The following is a 20,532-nucleotide window of genomic DNA, read 5'->3' on the forward strand; positions in this document are numbered from 1 at the left end:
AAACAGATTAATGTTTTTGCTCAATGGCTTTTCTCGCTATTCTATCTACAAGAGAAGGGCAGAACATTTTTAACCATCTACCTATTTTCCCTCTATTTGATGTAATTAATAGTCGCTGTTTTTTTAAGATGGCTTTCAAAATTAATTCTGCACATTCTTCTGCTGTCATAATTTTTGATTCTACCATTGGCGTTTGCCCAAGAGATGAACCATCTCCTTTCAATGCCCTTTTATGAATTTCCGATTTTACAAAGTCCGGTGCAACAATGGTAACATGAACACCCTTAGGTTCTACTTCAACACGTAGTGAATCAAAAAAGCCAACCATTGCGTGTTTGCTTGCAGAATAAATCGTTCTGCAGGGAACACCTGTTAAGCCTGCAACACTGGAAATAGCTACAATATGTCCCCCCGTTTTGTATAAATAGGGGAGAGCATAGTATGTGCAATATACAGAACCATAAAAATTTGTTTCCATAATTTCCTTTAGTATCATTAAATCCTGAATCTCATCAAATTGACACCACATTGTTCTACCCGCATTATTTACAAGAATATCTAATTTGCCAAAATGGGCTATGGTTTTAGAGATTAGATTCGAACAATCATCCTTTTTGGAAACATCTGCTTTAATAATTTTTACTGAATTATTATCATTTTTAACTTCCTCTGCCAATTCATTTAGTCGTAACTCATTTCTGGCTGATATGACTATTTTTGCACCTTCTCTTGAAAATACCTTTGCCAAAGCACGGCCTATCCCTTCCGAAGCACCTGTAATAAGCACTACTTTATCTTTAAACTTTAAATCCATAATTTCCCTTCTCCTTTATAATGTGCTATTATTATATAGATATTATTTATATTAGAGTAATTCAAGTTTTTTAGTAATCGCAAAATCACATGAATGAAATAAAGTTTTGGGATATATAATCTAATTAAAATGAATGAAAGGAACTGTTATGAAAAAAATTATAGTTTTGTGGATTTGTTTGTTATTAATAACTTTTACAAATGTTTTTTCAAGTAGTTCTAATATAAAATCTCTGTCCGACCTACCAAATCCAGTTCCTCGAATTGCTATTGTTGGTGATAGTTGGGGAATGTTTATGTGGTGGTTCCGTTCTTTTCAGAAAGCCCTTGTCGAATTAGGTTATGAAGAATACTGTGAAGTTGCTAATGAATCTGTTGTCGGAGGAGGAAAAACATTCCAATTTGTTAATGTCGAACAATTTCCTGCGGCAGAACAGATTAGGAATGCGGTTGTGCAAATGCTAACTGATTATCCAACAATAGATATTGTTGTCATCTCCTTAGGTGGTAATGATGCCCTTTATGGAACCGAATTTGTATTACCAGATGACCCGTATAGAGAATTGAGATTTCAATGTCCAGGGCATCCAGATAATAAGAATGAAATTCTTGCAAATAAGATAGTCAATCAAGATATGGATAATCTGATTGACCTTATTTTATCTGTTCGCCCTGACATTCGTGTTTTACTGACTTCTTACGATTTCGGTGGCGATACAAAACGAAGTGAATGCGATTTGTTAACCCAGCAGTTAGGAATTATGGTTCTGGATATTTATAAGCAAAGGTTAGCAGACCGTAAAGGGGACCGCGTCCACTTTATTAGTAACTATGGGCTTATGCAATTTATGTATGGTGTTTTTGAATATGAGGTTGATTCCGATAATGACCCAATTTGGGGAACAGAACAGTTGGTTTATCCTGCAGGTTATGTAAAGCCTGGTTTCTCCCCAGATGATTATCCTCCTCTGAGACTTCCCGACCCGTATGATGTTTGGACTTTCCCTTGGACAGATGAGAACAGCAATGAATTAAATGTGCCAGGTTTCCCTGAATATTTTAACCCACTTCATTCCTTGTTAGATAGAAATATGCACTTAACCGAAGAGGGATATTATTTCATGGCACGGAGAATGGTTGACCGTGTTATAAAATACTGGCTTGATTATCCCAAAGTTTTTGGAATTCACCCCGTACATAATGAAAAAGGAGAGACATATCAGTTTGAAGTTATATTCTCGAAAGAGGTGACAGGTGTTGACCCAACAGATTTTGAAATAGCAACCGCAGAAATAGAAGTAGGTGGAAAAAGTTTAGATATTAGTCAGGCTCAAATTATTTCAATAGTCCCAGACTCGGGTTATAGTAAAACCTATACAGTTACGGTTGATTTGAACCCTAACTTAAACCCGAAAAAAGGCACCCTGACAGAGGTTGTCCATATTCATGTTTTAGATGATGATAGCATTGTAGATTCTGAAGGAACACCTCTCGGAGGACCCAATACTCCGACATGGACGGACAACGGGAAATTTACGTATTACGGTCCTTTTGCCTTTGCGGATTTAATGAAGCCTGAAGAAGATAATTTTGAGCAGGTTCAAAAATATTTATCTGTCTTAACCAAACCCTATCTTCCTTTTATCAATTTTGCTGTTTCTTTTGATGAAGACAAATTGGATATAAATGGGAATTTATTCCCATTAGTCCAGCAATTGTTAAATGATGAAGATGTTGACCCAGAATCATTATATATCAAAGGAAATGGCATGCTCGATAGTTATGAATTTGCTCTATTAGAACGCTGTATAAAAGATGATAGTATTGATTTAAGTGCTAACGGTGGTATATCTCATACATTAGTTGCAAATGCATGGACGCAGAATCTTGCTCGTATTCGTAATGATTTAGGTGGAGCAATTACTCCCGAGCATGACAATATGGTTTTGAGAGTGTTTGCAGGGTTAGATTCTCTTTTCTGTGCTTATTTAACTTTCGGTGAGATGAATACAGTGGGTACTATTTCTGCCGCTTCCGTAGCACTTACATCAGAAAGTGTTTCTCAGTTTTTACCCGGTTTGACATTCACACCTATAGATTCAAAAAATTATCAGTTGTTGACGAATTACTTAGGAGCAAAAGATATTAATGGGAATGGCATATTATCTCCATCTGAGTTTGCCGATGCCGATAAAGATGGATTTACCAATGCTCAGGAATATCTTTACTTTGAATGTGATGGCAAGCAAGCCTTTGTAAATTCGGCTCTTGACCCGAACATAAAACCTCCACAATTCCCACCTCCAAGAAATTTTACAGTAAACGAAGGAACAAATCTCCGTTTATATGTTCCAGAACTACTTCATGTATATTTGACAACCTATGAGTGGTATAAGGACGGTGTTTTGCTAACAGCTAACGAACGCATCAAAGGAACGTCAAAACGAACCGTGAATATTGAAGGATTGACCTTAGAAGATTCGGGAACTTATATGTGTTATTACTGTGAAAACGACCCCAATAATTATGTGGTTAAATCGTATGGACCTATAACAGTAAATGTTCAGCCCGAAGTTCAAGAAGGCGAAGGCTCGGGAACAGAAGGCGAAGGTTCGGTAACAGAGGGAGAAGGTCTCATAGAAGGAGAAGGGGTAATTGAAGGGAGTTTAGAGGGGGTAGAAGAAGGAATAGTGGAAGGGATAGAAGAGGGAGAAGGTGAAGGACAGGAAGTTCAGCAACCTCATTCTTTGGATACGGATGGAGACTTTAAAGTTGAGTTGACTGAATTACTGCGAGTTATACAATTTTATAATTATAGAGAGTATAGTTGTGCTCCGTCATGGCTTACAACAGAAGATGGCTATGTCCCTGGAAATAGAGGAGATCGTTCCTGTCAGCCTCATGCATCAGATTACAATCCACAGGATTGGAGTATTTCTTTTGAAGAAATCTTGCGTGCTATTCAGATCTTTAACTCGCCATCTTATTATTGGTGTCCTGGTCAGGGCAAAGATAATTTCTGTGTAAAAGATTAGATCTCAATTTACGAAATAGTAATTTTATAAAAACTGCTTTGCTAATTTGTTGAGTTCCTCTACACCGCGTTTGATAGTTTCGTCTGGAGCGGCAAAAGAAATACGGAAGTGAGTTTTTTTGTCAGAGAAAACGCTACCAGGAATAATTAGAATATTATTCTCAATTGCTTTTTTCACAAATTCATCTCCATCACCACCTGGAGCCTTTGGAAATATATAAAAGGCACCCTTAGGTTTTACTACTTCAAAAGTATCTTTTAATCCTTCATAAATCAAATCTCTCTTCTTACGGTATGCTTCTATTTTTTGTGTCATATCAGACTTTAACGCTTGAACGGCTGATTTTTGGGCAAATGAAGGGGCACAAACGAAGGTGTATTGTTGCAGGGTGTTCATCTGTTGAATAATATCTTCGGGTCCTGCAGCGTATCCTACACGCCAGCCTGTCATACCCGCATTTTTAGAAAAACCATTAAGTAATATTACCTGGTCATACATACCTGCAATTGTAGAAGGTTGTTCATCGTACAGTAATGATTCATATATTTCGTCTGTTATTACTAATAATTTGTGTTTTTTTGCTAATTCTGCAATCTTTGCTAAATCCTCTTTTGGAATTGTTATCCCTGTAGGATTGGATGGACTATTTAAAATCAAAATTTTTGTCTTACTTGTTATAGAAGGTTCTATTTTTTCGGCTGTTAAGTGAAAATCGGGATAAGTATCTACAGATACAGGTTTTCCCCCCAACAGATTAACTAAGTGTTTATACATAACAAAGTAAGGATCAGCAAAAACGACTTCATCTCCAGGATTTACTGTGGCTAACAAAGCAAGGAAAAGCCCACCCGATACCCCACATGTTATCATTACATTTGATATTTTTACCCCAAATTTATTTTGATAATACTCCTGTACTGCTTCTCGTAATTCCTCAATACCCCATGTCTGTGTATATGAATTAAAACCACTTTTAATCGCATTTATAGCGACTTCTTTACAGACTTCATCTACATCATAATCAGGTTGTCCGATACTTAAATTAATTGGATTTTTCATCTTTCCCGCTAATGCAAATACTTTACGAATTCCACTGGCATCAATACGGCTCATTCGTTCTGCGATATAACTCATACATATACTCCTTTGATTTACTTTTGTATTTTGTTTATAAGTTCATTTATTTCCTGTATCTCCTCAGACGTAGGATTACTTTCTTTTGCTTTTTCAAGCCATAATTTTGCCTGTTCTTGATAGCCATTTTCAATTGCTATATTACATAAAAACATATATCTTTTACTTATTGAATAGGAAATTTTATCTGCATAATTTTGTGCAGAAGAAAAGTTACTATTGATAACACATTCCCGAACCAATTTTTCCCAAAGTTGGTTATCGTCACCTAAGAAATTTCCCCATCTTTCAATAAATTCTGTGGACTTATCTAATTTCCCATATATTTTTCCAAGTTTTATTAGAAAATCCTTGTTATTTTGTTCCTTTTGAAATCCAGCAGATAACCACGCCTTAGCCAATGAAAGTAATCCTTTTTGTTCATAATAATCTGCTATCATTAAGTAAGGCGGGGTAAATGAATCTCCACTTTTTGACAAAGGAACAGGAATATTATTAAATAGTATTTTTAGTTTCTCATATTGTTTTAACAAATCCTCTTTAGTTTTATCGTCTAACATATCAGAATCCTGTTGTAATACTTCCCATGCCTGTTCATAGTTGGATAGTCCCTTTGCAATCTTTAGGAAATTTAATTTTTCCTTTTGATTTAAATTTTTCTCAATTAAATATAAATGCATATATGAGTTATAAATGTGTATTAGGTCGTCTGGATTATTATTACCTGCCTTTATCTCGCTCTCAATTATTTTTATTTGTTGTCTTATGTTTTCTTTTTCAAAAGGATTCAAACTAATAGCCCTTTTTATATATTGTCTGGCATCGTCATAACGGTTGTTTTCCAAACATAGCAATGAAATTCCTCTTAACGCCTCTGTATTGTCAGGTTGTAATTCTAATAGTGCATTCCATGCTTGCCCTGCTTTATCAATGTACATATCTTTTTTAGGTATTTCTTTACGGGCTTTTTTAGTCAAGATTCGTGCTAAATATTTCCAAGTTTCTGGATTTGAAGGGTAATTTCCTGCACAAGCCAACCATAATCTTTCTGGGTCACGAAGCTCGTAAGTTAATTGAAAGCTGAATAACGTAAGGGCAAACAAAATAATGATGAGAAAAATAGTGGTAAAATAGCTAATAATTTTCTTTTCTTCAAAAATATTTTGGAAAACAAAAAAACAAAGAATAACCGAACTTAAAATTAAAAAATAACTACTATTACACATGCTTAAATCAACTCTTTGGAAAACAGGGTAAATAATGACACTCAAAACCAATACTAAACATGAAAGAAAAGGCATGGTCTTGGAATTCCGATAAAAATAAAATCCTAATATGAACAAGAAGCAAAGTATCATTACAGTAATGGGTATACTTAGAAAAGACTCTATTCCAAAATACTGTAATGGGAAAAAAGAAGTTGGGAAGAGAGTTAATATAAAAAATCCACTAATAGTATTAAAATAGTTGAATGGAAGAGTCGCTTCAAATAAATCTCTATGATAGTTATAGTTATATAAGGCAAAGAATATAAATGTAGAAAACAAAACACCGAACAGTATTACACCCGAATAAACGATAGTATGTTGAATAGACTCATTTTTTGATTTGTATAAGTATGAATAATATAGGACAGGAATAATCATTACAATGCCAATAAAATGACTGAATACTGACAAAATAATTAAGATAATTGAATAAAACATGACAGATAAATAAGCTGAGGTATCCTCATCCCTTGTATATAAAAGAGCAAATAAAATTAATGCAAAGAATGAAGAAAGTAAGCCCCCACGATTAATAAGGAACGAAGTCGAATATATATTTAGCGGATGAACAAGGAATAAGCATGAAAGTAATAAAGCCAAAATTAAAGAAGTTATAGTTCTACTTTTACGGGCTAAAAGATTAAAAAGGAGAAGGGTGTTTAATGTATGTAATAACCAATTGATAATGTAATGAAAGGAGGTTATGGAAGAAATTTTTTGGAAAAGAATAAAAGTAATGTATGTAAAAGGAATGTGTGGTTGGGTTTTGTAAAAATCAATATTTTCGTCAATATGTTTTGGAATTTCTCTAAATATATCTTCATCTTTACCAATAAAATCCTTTTGCCACGTTCCAGAAAATAATAAAAGGCTAATAAAAAATAACAAACAACACCCTATTAATAAGATTATATTAGACAGGGGTGTTATTTTAGTGTTATTTTGTGGTTGTTGTTGATTCATTTTTCTAAATTTAGTATATCTATTTTTTTGAGAAGTAAGGGATTATGTTCCCAATGATAATAAATACCCAATATGAAAAACAATCAATGAAACTAAAAAAGCAATAGAGGTTGAGAAAAATAAAGAAAAAATAGGCCAGCGAATACTCCTTGTTTCTCTTCCAATAGTAACTAATGTTGCTATACAAGGGGAATAGAGCATTACAAATACCATCATAGTAAACGCACGTAGCGGATACCAATCATTACTGGTAGATATAATTGTAGAAAGTGATTCTGGTTCATCGTCATTTTCTTCGTTGTCTATGCTATAAACTGTTGCCAAACTACCGACAATGACTTCTTTAGCTGCCATTCCACCAATAAGAGCGATATTTACTTTCCAGTCGAATCCTATATGTTTTGTTAGGGGTTCTATAGTTTTACCTAAAACACCCGCAATACTATGTTCAATTTTATTTCCTGTTTGTGTTGCGACCCGTTGATGTGGAAGAGGCATATAAAACAATGCCCACATAATAATATTTACTGCTAAAATTAAAGTTCCTGCTTTTCGAATATACATCCATGTACGTCCCCATGTATGTCTAAAAACGCTTCTGAACACTGGGATATGATATGGAGGTAGTTCCAATACAAATGGAGTTTGTTCTCCATGTATGATAAAGCGACTAAGCACAAAGGCACTGATAAGAGCCACAACCCAAGAAAGTAACCATAAAATTAGCATAACGAGGGTGCGATATTGCTGGAAAAAAGCACCTATCAGCAAAGCATAAACAGGCAATTTCGCACCGCAACTCATGAAAGGAACAACAAGCATAGTTACAATTTTATCTTTCCGTTCATGGAGCGTTCTGGTTGCAAGAATTCCAGGTACAGCACAACCACCAGCCCCAAGTCCACCAGAAATTATTAAGGCTAATATAGACCTACCTTGTAATCCAAAAGTGCGCATAAGGCGGTCTAATATAAAAGCTATCCGTGCAACATACCCAGTGTCCTCTAAACTGGATATTAAGAAAAATAGTACAAAAATAAGCGGGATAAAACTTAATACTGCTCCTACACCACCAATAATGCCATCTGTTATCAAAGAATGGATGGCTGGATATTTAGGTTCAAGAAATGTAAACTGCACGGAAATAATTTTAAATATTTCTTCAAATAATTCAATAGGACTAACCCATCCTGTTGGTAAAGGCAACCATTTCCACTCCTGAGTTGTTTTGAAAACAATAAAAAATAAAGAACCAACCACCCCTAATAAAAGAAAAGGTCCTACAATACGATTACACACAATATTGTCTATCTGGTCTGTTATGTTCTGCTTTGCTTCTCCAGTGTAACTTACACATTCCCTAATTGCACCCGAAGCAAAACCATATCTCCTTTGAGAAATAACTACTGAGGAGTCTTCGTTTTCATGTTGTTCTATTTCCTTAATCCCTTTTTCTACTTCCTTATGTATTTCTTTTAATTCACTCTCAGAAATAAAAGTGTCCAAGTAATGAGTGACTTCAAAGTCCTTTTCCAATAACTTTATAGCGAACCAACGTGATTTCGTTTTTTCTTCGTTAGGAAGGAATTCGGAGATAATTTCGGATAAAGATTCAACAACAGAGTCGACTTCATGTCCGTAAATCACTGGTTTAGGTAAAATGGATGTATTGTTAGTTATAAAAGAATAAATAATCTGCTTTAGTTCAGCAATTCCTTCCCCTTGGTTTGCTACGGTTGGAATTACAGGGATATTCAGAATGCGAGACAATTGCTTATGGTCAATAAGGATACCCCGTTTTCGTGCTATATCACTCATATTTAAGGCTATAATGAAAGGCTTTCCCAATTCTATTATTTGAGTCGTTAAATAAAGATTCCGTTCCAGATTTAATGAATCAACAACATTGATAATTAAATCTATATCTGATTTTAAAATTTGATTCCTTGCAATCTTTTCCTCTTCTGTGTATGGTGTCAGCGAATAAATTCCAGGTAAATCTTCAATCAGGATTTTTATTCCATTAATCTCAAATGAACCTAACTTCCGTTCTACGGTAACCCCAGGATAATTACTTACTTCTTGTAGTCCCCCAGTTATCTCATTAAAAATAGAACTTTTCCCCGAGTTTGGATTTCCGACAATAATTATTCGTGGTTGTTTTGAAGAGGCTCGACGAGAATATGCCATGCATCTTTTCTCCGTAACGCGAGGAAATATCCTTTCAGTTCAATTTCTATTGGGTCTCCTAATGGAGCCTCTCGGCTAACTTTTACTTCTGTTCCAGGTGTTAAGCCCAAGTCTAATAACCTTTTTCTATATGTCGGGGGACCGCCTCTTATCCCTATCACTTTAGCAAGTTGTCCCTCTTTTAAATCACTAAGTCTTGGAGTATATCCTTGTAGTTTATGTTTACACGGATTATTGGATGATGGTTCCATTTTTATTCACGCTCTCCTTTAATATAGCACCTATTTTCACTTCAGAAGGGAATTTTTGACATGTACACTTTATTGTTTGAATATATGGACATTCTTGACATTGATAGGGATTACATTCTATACATCTACTCTTTAAATTTCGTCTAATTATGGTATATAAATAAATCGAAGCCATTACTAATGCGCATGTGATAATTAAATACTCAATCATTTATGGTTTCCCCAATATTTTTAGTTGAATTTTGCATGCCAAAGGATGAAGGTGATGAATTGTCCTCTATGAATCGAGTCATTTTTTTAGCAACCTTATCTAAAATAAGATGTTCAATAAGGCATGCTTGCTTTGTAGCGGTTTCTTTGTCTAATTGAAGATATGAATAAAAAAAATGGCACAACATATTGAAATTACTATTTACTTCTGCTAATTGTTTTTTACCGCGATTAGTTAATTCAAGATAACGGTGAGGCAATTTTTCGACAACCCAATTTAAATCTTTTAAGTGTGACAATGCTATACACACGGCACTTCTTGACACCCCTAATAAAGAAGCCACATCAGTTGCTCTTGCAAAACCATTTCTTTCATTTAAATCTTGAATTGCCCAAAGATAGTGAATTCGGGAATGCGTCAGCTTTTTTGATTTAGGATATTTTAATCGATGTATTTCCATGTTATTCTTTATTGTTAAGTATATTTAACAAACTAACAAAAAAAATATAAGAATAATTTCAAGATACAAAAATGGCGGAGACGACGAGACTTGAACTCGCGACCTCTGCCGTGACAGGGCAGCGTTCTAACCAACTGAACTACGTCTCCGCTTGGCTATTATTATAATATATCCTACATTTTCTATTCAACTAATGAAATTTATGAAGTGCCTGCTATGCTGTTGCCATCTTTATCTATTGCTATACCAGATGGGGATATATTCCATTTATAGTGCTTACTCTTTTCAATGAATTCAGTCTCTGTTAAAGCAAAAGCAGGACTTATTTCGATAAAAAAGGTTTCGTTATTCTGCATCATGTTTTGGATTTGATAGCCTGCTTTTTCGAGCCATTGTCCCCAAAAAGCATTCATGCTTTTTCTCGCCTCTACTACGCTGTTTTTCCCATCATACTGTTTTATTGGTGTGTATTCGCCTAACCTTCCAATTTCTACTGCGACAGGAGCATGGCTTGTATAACGTAATGCATCGAATATAAATGTTTCAAACTTGTAGCCATTTGGTTGGGATGGTTTTAATAAATGACCATTCTCATCAATATAAGGTATTTTTTTATGTGCCTTATGCCATGGAAAATCCTTAAATTTATTGTATACTTTTTTTACAAATTCAAGAGAGATAATATGCATTGCAGGGTTTCCTGCAAAAAACTTTATACTCCCGTCAATGTCTAATTCGAGTAATTGTGGGTAAATATCCAGTTCAGAATATTCAATAACCCGATATACACCATCGCAAAGACAGTGAACGCCTACAGGTTCCCTGAGGTCTGATTTTCGGATAATTTTGGAGGACATCTCTGCGTTATTCAAAACATGGTAGCCTATAAAACGTGGGTCTGCAACCTTTACAGCCCAATTATCCACCTGAAAGTAACTTAAGATTTCCACCCCTCTACCTTTTGCGTCATCAATAACATCTTGTTCAATAATAGTCTGTATTGTGCCCCCATGTCCATTTGGATTCATTGCTATTGAATATGGAGAATCCAGAATAAATTTTCCAGTCTCATCGAGACAAGGCACCATAGGTTGAACAGGGAAATAAACATTTTTAGGATTTAATCCAAAGTAATTATTTTTTTCGAAAAATGCTGTTGTTTCTTTTTTATTCCATTCGCTAACCATGATATACAGAGGTATATCACAGTTATATTTCTTCTGCAAATTAATAACCTTTTCTACATGATATTGAAAGAGAGATTTACCCGTAATCGGACCGATGGGATAGGTCCCTTTAGGACCATCAAATCCTAATCGTGTTCCCTGCCCACCTGCGACAAGAAATAGACCTACTTTACCATTTCGTAGTGTCTCTTCTCCACATTCGTATGCTTCACGCTCTTTTGAATTTTCCGAGTCCATTAATGGGATTATCGGTATTGGAATAATCTGGCTAAATACTTCTGGTTCTGGAGTTGTCAAAATCCATTTATTTGCAAGATTTGCCATTAACTCAAAATCGATTTTCGCTAATTGGTTTATTAAATGGTTCCGCTGTGAATTGTTTAAGTTCTCCCAGAACTTAAAAACATGCTCTTGCCCAAATTTGAAAACGTTGTCTCGTATTTCCTTTTCTTTTTCTGGTGCAATGATTAATTGAGTATTCATTTTACCAATATGGACTCCATGCTTTACCGTATTTATTCATTTCTTGTCGTTGTTTATAATTTGGGAGCAAACCAGGTTTGCACCCTTCTGTGATTTCATATTTTGAACCACATCCATCACATATTCCATAATCAAAACCAGGTTGTTCTAATGGTTCTTCACACCTCGGACAGACAGGTTGAAACCGTTTATAAACCTCCTGAAGATTAGGAAATTCTAATCCACAACATGGACATGTTGTCATGTGTGATATTCGACGCCATGCCCGTGAGAACATTCGGTCTCCATTGCAAATGCGACAGTAAATCTGTCTGCCTGGAATAGGTCTGACCTCTTCCTTCGTCGGTTTCTTTTCAGAATTTCCCCAACCAAATAACGGCATATTTCTATTCCTGAACTCCTAATGTAAGTGTTTTTAACAATACATGTTCATTATATTCTTTTCCATTAACACGGAGTTTCAAGTCAAGCACTCCAGAGGTGCCTTTTTCTATCCCTTTAGGCATAACTTCTATTTTGAGTCCCGTTGTATTAGAGAGAATATTTTGAATAGTAAAAATATCAGGGATAAATTGATGTGAAATAACCTCTATCGTTTCCGTTTCTGTTTCTGGCAAAATTTCGATTATATTCTTCATCGGGATATTTGATGGTGTAGGCATGATATTTAACGGTTTCGGAAATGGATAGTTTATTTTATAGGGTGCAATTACTGAACCTTTGACTTTTAATGGGACTTCTGGAAATCGGTCAATATTTGTGCTTAAAAAGAATTCTCGTGTAAATTCACCTGGGGAAAGTTTCGGAGTTGTTTTTATGGTTAGCATGTATTCAATTGGCTCTTCTGATTTTATCTTTACCAAATCAGGAATCAAATCACTCTCTATGTTTTCTGGAAGATTCCTTTCATATATTTTAAAAATCTCTAATGGTTTCTTCATGAACTTTTGCGTTATATGAATCTTTTGTTCTAATAATGTTCCCTTTTGAAAATTACCAAACTGAACTTCTTCCGGTTCAAAAATAAATTCTGGCTCAATATGAGCCTTTACTTTAAGTTCTAACACTGGGTTTTTGTAATCGTTTGAGAAAATGGTGAGTGTCTTTTCTGAATAAAATCCCACAACACGAGATGGATAGATTGTAATAAGAATATATCCTTCGCCATTAGGAGGTATTACATTTTGTCCTGCAGGAATGGTACCCTGTGTGCAGGCACAGGATGTGCGAATATCTTTCAAACTTAATACCGCCTTACCTCTATTAAAGACTTTTAACTTTTTTGTCGTTTCTACATCGTTAGGAACAGTTCCCATATCAAAAATAGAACCTGTTTCTAACTCAATTTGGGCAGTTTCACCTTGATTTGAACCCAGAGGTGGTAAAGAAGGTTGATACGGACTTTCAATCTGATTTTCTTCCGACCTTTGTTGTTGCGATTTTACAACAATGAACAAAACAAAGAGACAACATAGAAAAAGAACAGAAAAAACAATATATTGCGTTCTAAAAATTTTCATAAGGAAACATTCAAAGCGATTTTAAGATTATTTTATACTTCTTTTCAAACGTTTCTAATCCAATCTCCAATTGTTGGTAAATGTCCTCATTAATAGGGAAATCAAGTTCCATCCCTAATAAGAGAGCACCAACCACTGGTTCATATATAGGCATAACTGGAACTGCAAGCGGACATTCACGATGTATAACGGTTGTCATAGCATCTTTTAATACAGGGCTTATCCCCTTAAAAACACTTCCCGCCATAACCACATCAAAGGCATATCTTGTCATGTCTAAAATTCGGGCACACGCATTAACCATTTCCCCTAAATAGCGACCTCCCCATTCCAAAATATCCGATGCAGTAGCATCCCCTTCATAGGCAGCATCAAAAACAAGCTTTGCCATCGGCTCTAAATCAAGATATGTCAGATTCCTCTTATACATTCGATAAAACAGTTCATCAACATCTTTACAACCTGATTTTTCCAAAAACTTATCTACTAATTTGGTGTAACCTATAATCTTATCTCGGTATCTCCAAACCGCACGTAATCCTTCCTGCCCTATACTTGACCCACTTACCTTATCTCCAAACTCCTCACTTATTCCGCCAACTCTCGCTTCTTTTCCCTCTTTATTCTTACCAGCACATACACAGCCTGTTCCACATGCGATTACAATACCGAATGGTTTTTTTGTTCCACCACGAAGCCCAGCCATCGAATCATTTCGAAAACATCGTGGTATATCCCCAAACATAGGCGTAAATATTTCATTTTCTAACATAACATAATCTTCTGGAATATCTGCCCCTGCTATTCCCATACCTATTCCGTTTATATCCGAAAGCGTTAATCCTGCTTCTGTTAATGCGGATGTTATGGCTTTATTTATTTCTTCTTTTGCTGATTCCACTCCATAAGCTTCATAATTCCCAGCTCCAGCTCTGCCAAAACCTAATATTTTTCCTGTTTCGTCTCCTATTAATACAAATGTTTTTGTGCCACCTGCATCGATACCTAAATAATACCTCATAGTTAATTCCTCTTATTTTTTAGTTGCTTTACACAAGAAACGCGCAGATACAAAATATTTTACCTGCGCGTAGTTATAATACTGAAAAACAATTCTTATTGGGGAGATTTTTGTAACTTTTCCAGGTCTGCTCTTGCCTGGTCCGCGGCAGGAGAAGTTGGATATTTTTCAATAACCTCTTTTAATAACTGTACTGCTTTCTCTGTTTGGCCTAATCTGGAATAGGCTACAGCCTCATTCTGTAAAGCAATGGGGACTTTACTATGGTTTGGAAAGTTATTCTTTAATGTCTCAAAATCTTGAATTGCGTCTTGATATCGATTTAGGTTAAACAAACATTTTGCTTTCCAGAACAAAGCGTTAGGAGTTGTCTCCTGAGTAGGAAACGTTTTAATGTGTTTGTCAAATCTTGCCAATGCTTCTTCATACTTTTCATTTGCAAAGAGATTTTGTGCCTCTTGATAGTCCTTTTGAGCATCTTGGACAGGCGGTGTCGTTGAAGTTGTTACAGGTTCTACAGTAGTGGGTGTCGCTGTTTTAGGTTGTGTCGTCTGTTGTTGCTGTTGAGCCTGAGGAGGTGGAGGAGGAGGCAATGTTTGAATTGGAGGTGCTTGTGCTGAACTTGGTGGTAAAATGTCTACATTTGCAACAACCTCTTTTGAAGGGCTTACTCCTGATGGAGGTGGAGTACCCCCTACAGATAGATTTAAATGACGATAAAGAGTGGATTTTAGTTCACTTAATTCTTTATTTAACTGATTTAACTTTATCTGATTTTCTTCTATTGTCGACTTCAAATCCTTCATTATTTGGTCATTATTCTCTAACTTTACAGAAAGGTCTGCAAATGTAGTATTAATTCCGTCAAACCCCTTGTCCAATTTAGTTACACGGCGGTGCATATCATAAATTACTGTTTCAACTTGCTTACCACCTGTAGTTCCGCATGATGTTGATAAATATAAAACAATGACAATTAGAGCATAAGATATACACCGCCATGTTGTATTCATAAATAATCTCCTAATATGTTTTTAATTATAAAACTTTTACTGGGCACGATTAAACTCTACACGACGATTTTTTGCCCATGCAGATTCATCATGTCCTGGGTCTGCTGGATATTCTTCACCATAACTAATTGTAACTAATCTTGATGCAGGGATACCTAACTTAATGAGATAGTCGCGAACCGCAAGTGCTCTACGTTCTCCCAAAGCAAGGTTATACTCTTGCGTTCCACGTTCATCACAATGTCCCGCTAATTGGATAATGACATTCGGCACTTGCTTAATTTTTTCCGCATTCTTTTGCAATGTTGCAATAGCGTCTGGTCTTAATGCAGAACTATCAAAATCAAAGTATACAGTTTCTAACCCGTATTTACTGCCAGGAGTAAACAATAAACTTTCAAGATCCAACTCAGGTTGTCCCTCTCCACTCGGTTTCTCAGCAGTCGGTGTTTCAATTCCTGTATCAATAGGAGGGGTCTTCTTATGTTTACAACCCATTGCAAAAACTAATGTTACCGCTAAAATTAATGTGATAATTGTGTAATAAACGTTGTTTTTAATCATGTGATAATCTCCTTTTGTTGTTTAGTTTATTTGGAAACAAATATAATTCTTTCCTCTTTACACAATCTTATTTTCTGAGGAAGGTATCATTATTATAGACTAAAATCGAATAGAAATACAAGTCTTTTAGTCTTTGTTATTTATAATCATATAAACGTTGAAAAAGTTTTAAAAAACAAAAAATTTTTTGTTTTGTGTTATTTAATTGAAGTTCGATAATATTATTCAGATTAAATTAAAAAAATAACATTGGAAAATTTTATGAGCAAAAGTATCCTCCAAATTGAAAATCTTTACCTGAAGTTCCATGATAAGGAAATTTTAAGAGGTATTAATATTGAGATATGGGAAGGCCATATCCATGCCATAATAGGTCCAAATGGTGCAGGGAAGTCAACTCTTGTTTCTACTATTATGGGTTTGCCTGGATACAATCCAGAAAAAGGAAAAATATTTTTTCTGGGAGAGGATATAACCAATACTCCTATTTATGATAGAGCCAAAAAAGGCTTAACATTGGCGTGGCAAGAACCTGCACGTTTTGAAGGTCTTTCCGTAAAGAAATTTATTCTAACAGGAGCAAAAAATAAATGTCATAAAAAAGCAGAAGAAGTCCTTGAAATGGTTGGATTAGAGCCAGGAAAATATCTTGACAGAGCGGTTGATAAAACATTAAGTGGCGGAGAAAGAAAAAGAATTGAATTGGCATCTATTATCGCTATGGAACCAAAACTTATTCTGCTTGACGAACCCGATTCAGGAATAGATATTGATGCATTACAAAAAATATTTACACTCTTACAACAATTAAAACAGCAAGGCATAACTGTGGCACTAATTACTCATAGCCTTTCTGTATTAAAACAGGCAGACCATGCATTCTTAATGTGTTGTGGTAAAGTCTTAGATAAAGGAAATGTAGATAGAATCGCTTCTTATTTCCAAAATAAATGTATTCCTTGTAATCATGGAAAATTACAAGATGAATCGATATAGATAATTCTAAAACTGAATATAGGTAGGAAATCCAAAATGACAAAGTCTGAATTAGTAATGGATATGTTAAAATCATTAGGAATAAATTTAAACCATGTATTTGCTGAAGATGTAGCTAAAATTCAGGTTCATCAAAATAAAGTTGTTGGTCTTCACCTTGTCCCCGGACTTAAAGTAACCGCAGATGAGTTAAGTGATGGGATTGAAGCACAAATTATTATTGAAAAAGGTAAAAAAATTGATAAACCAATTCATATTTGCTTTGGGGTTCTACCCGAGGAAGGACTACAACGTGTAAAATTACATATTTGTGCTGAAGAAGATTCAAAAGCAATGATTCTTGCTCATTGTACGTTCCCAAATGCTCGTAAAGTAAAACATATGATGGAAGCGGATATAGAAATCCAACCCAATGCCAGATATGCCTATTTCGAACGGCATATCCATGGTCCCGAAGGTGGTGTCAATGTTCTACCTAATGCAAAAATTTGTGTAGGTGAAAAAGCAGAATTCTCCACAGAATTCGAATTAATTAAAGGTTCCGCTGGAAATATTGAATTTAATTATGAAGTGACTGGAAAAGCACATAGCAAAACTGAAATGACGGCCAGAATTTCTGGCTCTCATCAAGATACAATTAAATTGCACGAAACAGCTTATTTGATGGGGGAACATTCCGCTGGTGTGATTGTGTCTCATATCGCATTAAGACACCAGGCAAAAGCTGAAGTTGAAAATACCTTAGTGGCAGAAGGACCTTATTCACGAGGACATGTAGATTGCAAAGAAATTGTTGTAGGTGACTCTTGGGCAAAGGCTGTTCCTATTGTATTAGTAAAACATCCCACCGCACATGTTACACATGAAGCGGCAATTGGCAGTGTGGATGCTAAACAATTAGTAACTCTAATGGCACATGGACTAAATGAAGAAGAAGCAACAGATGTTATTATTGATGGATTGTTAAATAAAAAACAGTCCTGGCAAAAAATACTGAGTGAAAATATATAACGTTTATTTCTTCTGCTGTCTCTAAATTTGTTACCCCAAAAAATAAGTGCCGGGAGAGGGAGTCGAACCCTCACGAGGGGTAAGCCTCGTCGGATTTTGAGTCCGATGCGTCTGCCAATTTCGCCATCCCGGCATTAATTTGTCTAATTATAGAAAAAATAAAAATAAATTTCAAATTTTATATAAAAACACCTTCTTTAAAGTAGTATTATAGATATTTATAGAATTGTATATGTTATTATATATATTTATATATTTTTACATAATAATATATATTTTATTATAGCATTATTCATAATAATATATCTGTTTTTAATCTATGTGCTAAAAAAAATTTTAAAAAAGGACTTGACGTTTTAGGGGCTTTTATGGTAGAATAATTTTATAAAATTAAATAATACAACCTTCAGGGCAGGGTGAAATTCCCGACCGGCGGTGATAGCCCGCGAGCAGAAATGCAGATTCGGTGAGACTCCGAAGCCGACGGTATAGTCCGGATGAAAGAAGCGTTGTTAAAAAAATGAATACTGATTAGTCGCAATGGGAATTCTTTGCAGCGGCCATTTGCGGCTTTTTCCAGAAGCCCTGATAGGTTTATCCTATCAGGGCTTTTTCGTTAATCGGTAATTGAAGAAAGAAGTATATATCTATGATAGCAACAGAGATAAATAAAGACTATTACTATATGCAAAAAGCATTAGAACTTGCGGAAAGAGCAAGAGGAGCTACCTCTCCAAATCCGATGGTAGGTTGTGTTATAGTAAAGAATGGTAAAATTATTGGTGAAGGGTACCATAAAAAAGCAGGGGATGCTCATGCGGAAATTGTAGCATTAAATAGTGCAAAAGAAGATACGAAACACTCTACCTTCTATATAACCCTTGAACCATGCAATCATTATGGTAAGACACCTCCATGTGCTCCGAGTATTGTAGAAGCCCGTCCTCATAGAGTGGTTATTGCAATGAAAGACCCTAATCCTCTTGTTGCGGGCAAAGGCATTGAACTACTTAAAAGTTCAGGAATTGAGGTAGAAGTAGGTATATTAGAAGAATCTGCCCGAAAATTAAATGAGATATATATCAAGTACATAACTGATAAGGTTCCTTTTGTTATAGCAAAATGGGCAATGACAATGGACGGTAAAATTGCCACAGTGACAGGAGATTCAAAATATATAAGCTGTGCAGAATCATTGAAGAAGACACATGAAATAAGAAACAGTGTCGATGCCATCTTGGTTGGTGGACATACTGTTCTTAGGGATAATCCATCATTAACCGTTCGTTTTTGTGACGTAAAACATAAATCCCCAATTCGAATTATCTTGGATACGAAAGAAGGATTGCGGGATAACTTATTTGTTCTTACAGATAAAAAAGCACCAACTTGGATTATTACTCCCTATAACCGCGAGTATGTCAATGCAGATAAAACTATAAAAATTACTAATGAAGAAGATAAATTAGTTTCACTTACAGGATTAATAAAAGAACTGGGAAAATATGAGATTACATCGTTACTTATTGAAGGTGGAGGGAAAACGTTGTCATCAGCATTCTCTGAGGGAATAATAGACAAAATATATTGCTTTATTTGTCCTCATATCTTTGGTGGAGCAGAGGCTATTACCCCTGTTATGGGGCGAGGAATTGCTAAAAATGTAGATGAATCTATTAAATTAAAAATAGAGAAGACAACTCATATAGGCACAGATATTTGCATTGAGGCTTATGTTATAAAACAAAAAGGTGTTTCTTAAATGTTTACAGGAATTATTGAAGAAATAGGAACTATTGTAAAACAAACAAATGAGAAGATAACTATTGAAGCGAAGAAAATCCTTTCTGATGTGTCAATAGGTGCAAGTATCGCAGTAAATGGAGTTTGTCTTACCGTTACTGAGTATACTTCCACAGCATTTTCAGCCCAACTTTCACCTGAAACAAGGAAAAGAACAACATTATCTAATCTTTATATCCATCAGAAAGTTAATTTAGAACGTGCTATGAGTATAAACAGTCGTTTTGGTGGCCATATTGTACTGGGTCACGTAGATGGTATTGGTACCGTCCAAAAAGTTGTAGACCAGGGAGATTTTTCACTATGGTATTTTAAAGTTCCTGAGAATTTAACAAAATATATTATCCCTAAGGGGTCAATTGCTGTTGATGGTATAAGTCTAACAGTGGTTGAACTTTTGCAAGATACTTTCTCAGTAGCGATAATCCCTTCAACAAAATTAAATACCAATTTACAATTTTTATCGTCCGGTGATAAAGTCAACTTAGAAACCGATATTATCGGAAAATATATTGAGAAACTCTTAACCCCATATCGTTCTCAATCGAACATTTCTGAAAGTTTCCTAAAAGAACATGGTTTTATATAACAACAATAAAACATATAAAA

At 35.1% G+C, this 20,532-nt stretch carries 17 protein-coding genes, 2 tRNA genes and 1 riboswitch; of the genes, 5 read left to right on the forward strand and 14 right to left on the reverse strand.

All coding sequences use genetic code 11. The annotated features are described in order from the left end of the window. Positions 1-7: 7 nt before the first annotated feature. Positions 8-814 carry an SDR family oxidoreductase gene (locus tag PLJ10_01610; GenBank protein HOK08340.1) on the reverse strand — a complete coding sequence of 269 codons (807 nt, stop codon included), beginning with the start codon at positions 812-814 and terminating at the stop codon, positions 8-10. A 148-nt stretch (positions 815-962) separates the two neighbouring features. On the opposite strand from PLJ10_01610, the gene PLJ10_01615 reads away from it, so the two are divergent. Continuing rightward, entirely contained in the window at positions 963-3,848 is a 2,886-nt protein-coding gene (locus PLJ10_01615; protein ID HOK08341.1) for a hypothetical protein, read from the forward strand. Positions 3,849-3,872: 24 nt separating this feature from the next. On the opposite strand, the gene PLJ10_01620 is transcribed toward PLJ10_01615, so the two are convergent. From PLJ10_01620 to pal, 12 genes are all read right to left on the reverse strand, one after another. Beyond that, positions 3,873-4,982 carry a pyridoxal phosphate-dependent aminotransferase gene (locus PLJ10_01620; GenBank protein ID HOK08342.1) on the reverse strand — a complete coding sequence of 370 codons (1,110 nt, stop codon included), beginning with the start codon at positions 4,980-4,982 and terminating at the stop codon, positions 3,873-3,875. Between the two features lie 17 nt (positions 4,983-4,999). After that, positions 5,000-7,138 (reverse strand): hypothetical protein, encoded by a 2,139-nt coding sequence (locus tag PLJ10_01625; protein ID HOK08343.1) that lies wholly within the window; start codon positions 7,136-7,138, stop codon positions 5,000-5,002. 117 nt (positions 7,139-7,255) lie between these two features. Then, the gene (feoB, locus tag PLJ10_01630; protein ID HOK08344.1) at positions 7,256-9,403 is read right to left on the reverse strand and encodes a ferrous iron transport protein B; all 2,148 of its coding nucleotides are present in this window, start codon (positions 9,401-9,403) and stop codon (positions 7,256-7,258) included. Further along, on the reverse strand, positions 9,361-9,654 hold the full coding sequence (locus PLJ10_01635; protein HOK08345.1) for a FeoA family protein: 294 nt from the start codon (positions 9,652-9,654) through the stop codon (positions 9,361-9,363). Before PLJ10_01635 ends, feoB begins: the two co-directional genes overlap by 43 nt. Positions 9,655-9,857: 203 nt before the next feature. Then, positions 9,858-10,325: a metal-dependent transcriptional regulator gene (locus tag PLJ10_01640; GenBank protein ID HOK08346.1), complete on the reverse strand. Its 468-nt coding sequence runs from the start codon at positions 10,323-10,325 to the stop codon at positions 9,858-9,860. A 72-nt stretch (positions 10,326-10,397) separates the two neighbouring features. Further along, positions 10,398-10,474 (reverse strand) — tRNA-Asp (locus PLJ10_01645). A 51-nt stretch (positions 10,475-10,525) separates the two neighbouring features. Next, the gene (locus tag PLJ10_01650; protein ID HOK08347.1) at positions 10,526-11,995 is read right to left on the reverse strand and encodes a UTP--glucose-1-phosphate uridylyltransferase; all 1,470 of its coding nucleotides are present in this window, start codon (positions 11,993-11,995) and stop codon (positions 10,526-10,528) included. 1 nt (position 11,996) lies between these two features. Further along, positions 11,997-12,377 carry a hypothetical protein gene (locus PLJ10_01655; protein ID HOK08348.1) on the reverse strand — a complete coding sequence of 127 codons (381 nt, stop codon included), beginning with the start codon at positions 12,375-12,377 and terminating at the stop codon, positions 11,997-11,999. Between the two features lie 4 nt (positions 12,378-12,381). Next, entirely contained in the window at positions 12,382-13,515 is a 1,134-nt protein-coding gene (locus PLJ10_01660) for a DUF1573 domain-containing protein (GenBank protein HOK08349.1), read from the reverse strand. Positions 13,516-13,525: 10 nt separating this feature from the next. Next, positions 13,526-14,536 carry a BadF/BadG/BcrA/BcrD ATPase family protein gene (locus tag PLJ10_01665; protein HOK08350.1) on the reverse strand — a complete coding sequence of 337 codons (1,011 nt, stop codon included), beginning with the start codon at positions 14,534-14,536 and terminating at the stop codon, positions 13,526-13,528. Between the two features lie 95 nt (positions 14,537-14,631). Next, positions 14,632-15,549 (reverse strand): tol-pal system protein YbgF, encoded by a 918-nt coding sequence (gene ybgF / locus PLJ10_01670; GenBank protein HOK08351.1) that lies wholly within the window; start codon positions 15,547-15,549, stop codon positions 14,632-14,634. A 36-nt stretch (positions 15,550-15,585) separates the two neighbouring features. Then, on the reverse strand, positions 15,586-16,113 hold the full coding sequence (pal, locus tag PLJ10_01675; GenBank protein ID HOK08352.1) for a peptidoglycan-associated lipoprotein Pal: 528 nt from the start codon (positions 16,111-16,113) through the stop codon (positions 15,586-15,588). Between the two features lie 261 nt (positions 16,114-16,374). Between pal and PLJ10_01680 the strand changes: the two genes are divergently transcribed. Beyond that, entirely contained in the window at positions 16,375-17,109 is a 735-nt protein-coding gene (locus PLJ10_01680; GenBank protein HOK08353.1) for an ABC transporter ATP-binding protein, read from the forward strand. Between the two features lie 36 nt (positions 17,110-17,145). Continuing rightward, complete coding sequence (locus tag PLJ10_01685; protein HOK08354.1) at positions 17,146-18,120, forward strand: SufD family Fe-S cluster assembly protein; 975 nt, start codon at positions 17,146-17,148, stop codon at positions 18,118-18,120. A gap of 47 nt (positions 18,121-18,167) precedes the next feature. Here PLJ10_01685 and PLJ10_01690 read toward each other — a convergent pair. Next, positions 18,168-18,253, reverse strand: a tRNA-Leu gene (locus tag PLJ10_01690). Between the two features lie 265 nt (positions 18,254-18,518). Continuing rightward, positions 18,519-18,634: riboswitch (FMN riboswitch) on the forward strand. Between the two features lie 135 nt (positions 18,635-18,769). Between PLJ10_01690 and ribD the strand changes: the two genes are divergently transcribed. Together ribD and PLJ10_01700 are read left to right on the forward strand one after the other, a co-directional pair. After that, entirely contained in the window at positions 18,770-19,882 is a 1,113-nt protein-coding gene (ribD, locus tag PLJ10_01695) for a bifunctional diaminohydroxyphosphoribosylaminopyrimidine deaminase/5-amino-6-(5-phosphoribosylamino)uracil reductase RibD (GenBank protein ID HOK08355.1), read from the forward strand. Beyond that, entirely contained in the window at positions 19,883-20,512 is a 630-nt protein-coding gene (locus PLJ10_01700; GenBank protein ID HOK08356.1) for a riboflavin synthase, read from the forward strand. Positions 20,513-20,532 lie beyond the last annotated feature (20 nt).

This window comes from Candidatus Hydrogenedens sp. (genome assembly GCA_035361075.1).
In the GTDB taxonomy this organism is placed as follows: domain Bacteria; phylum Hydrogenedentota; class Hydrogenedentia; order Hydrogenedentales; family Hydrogenedentaceae; genus Hydrogenedens.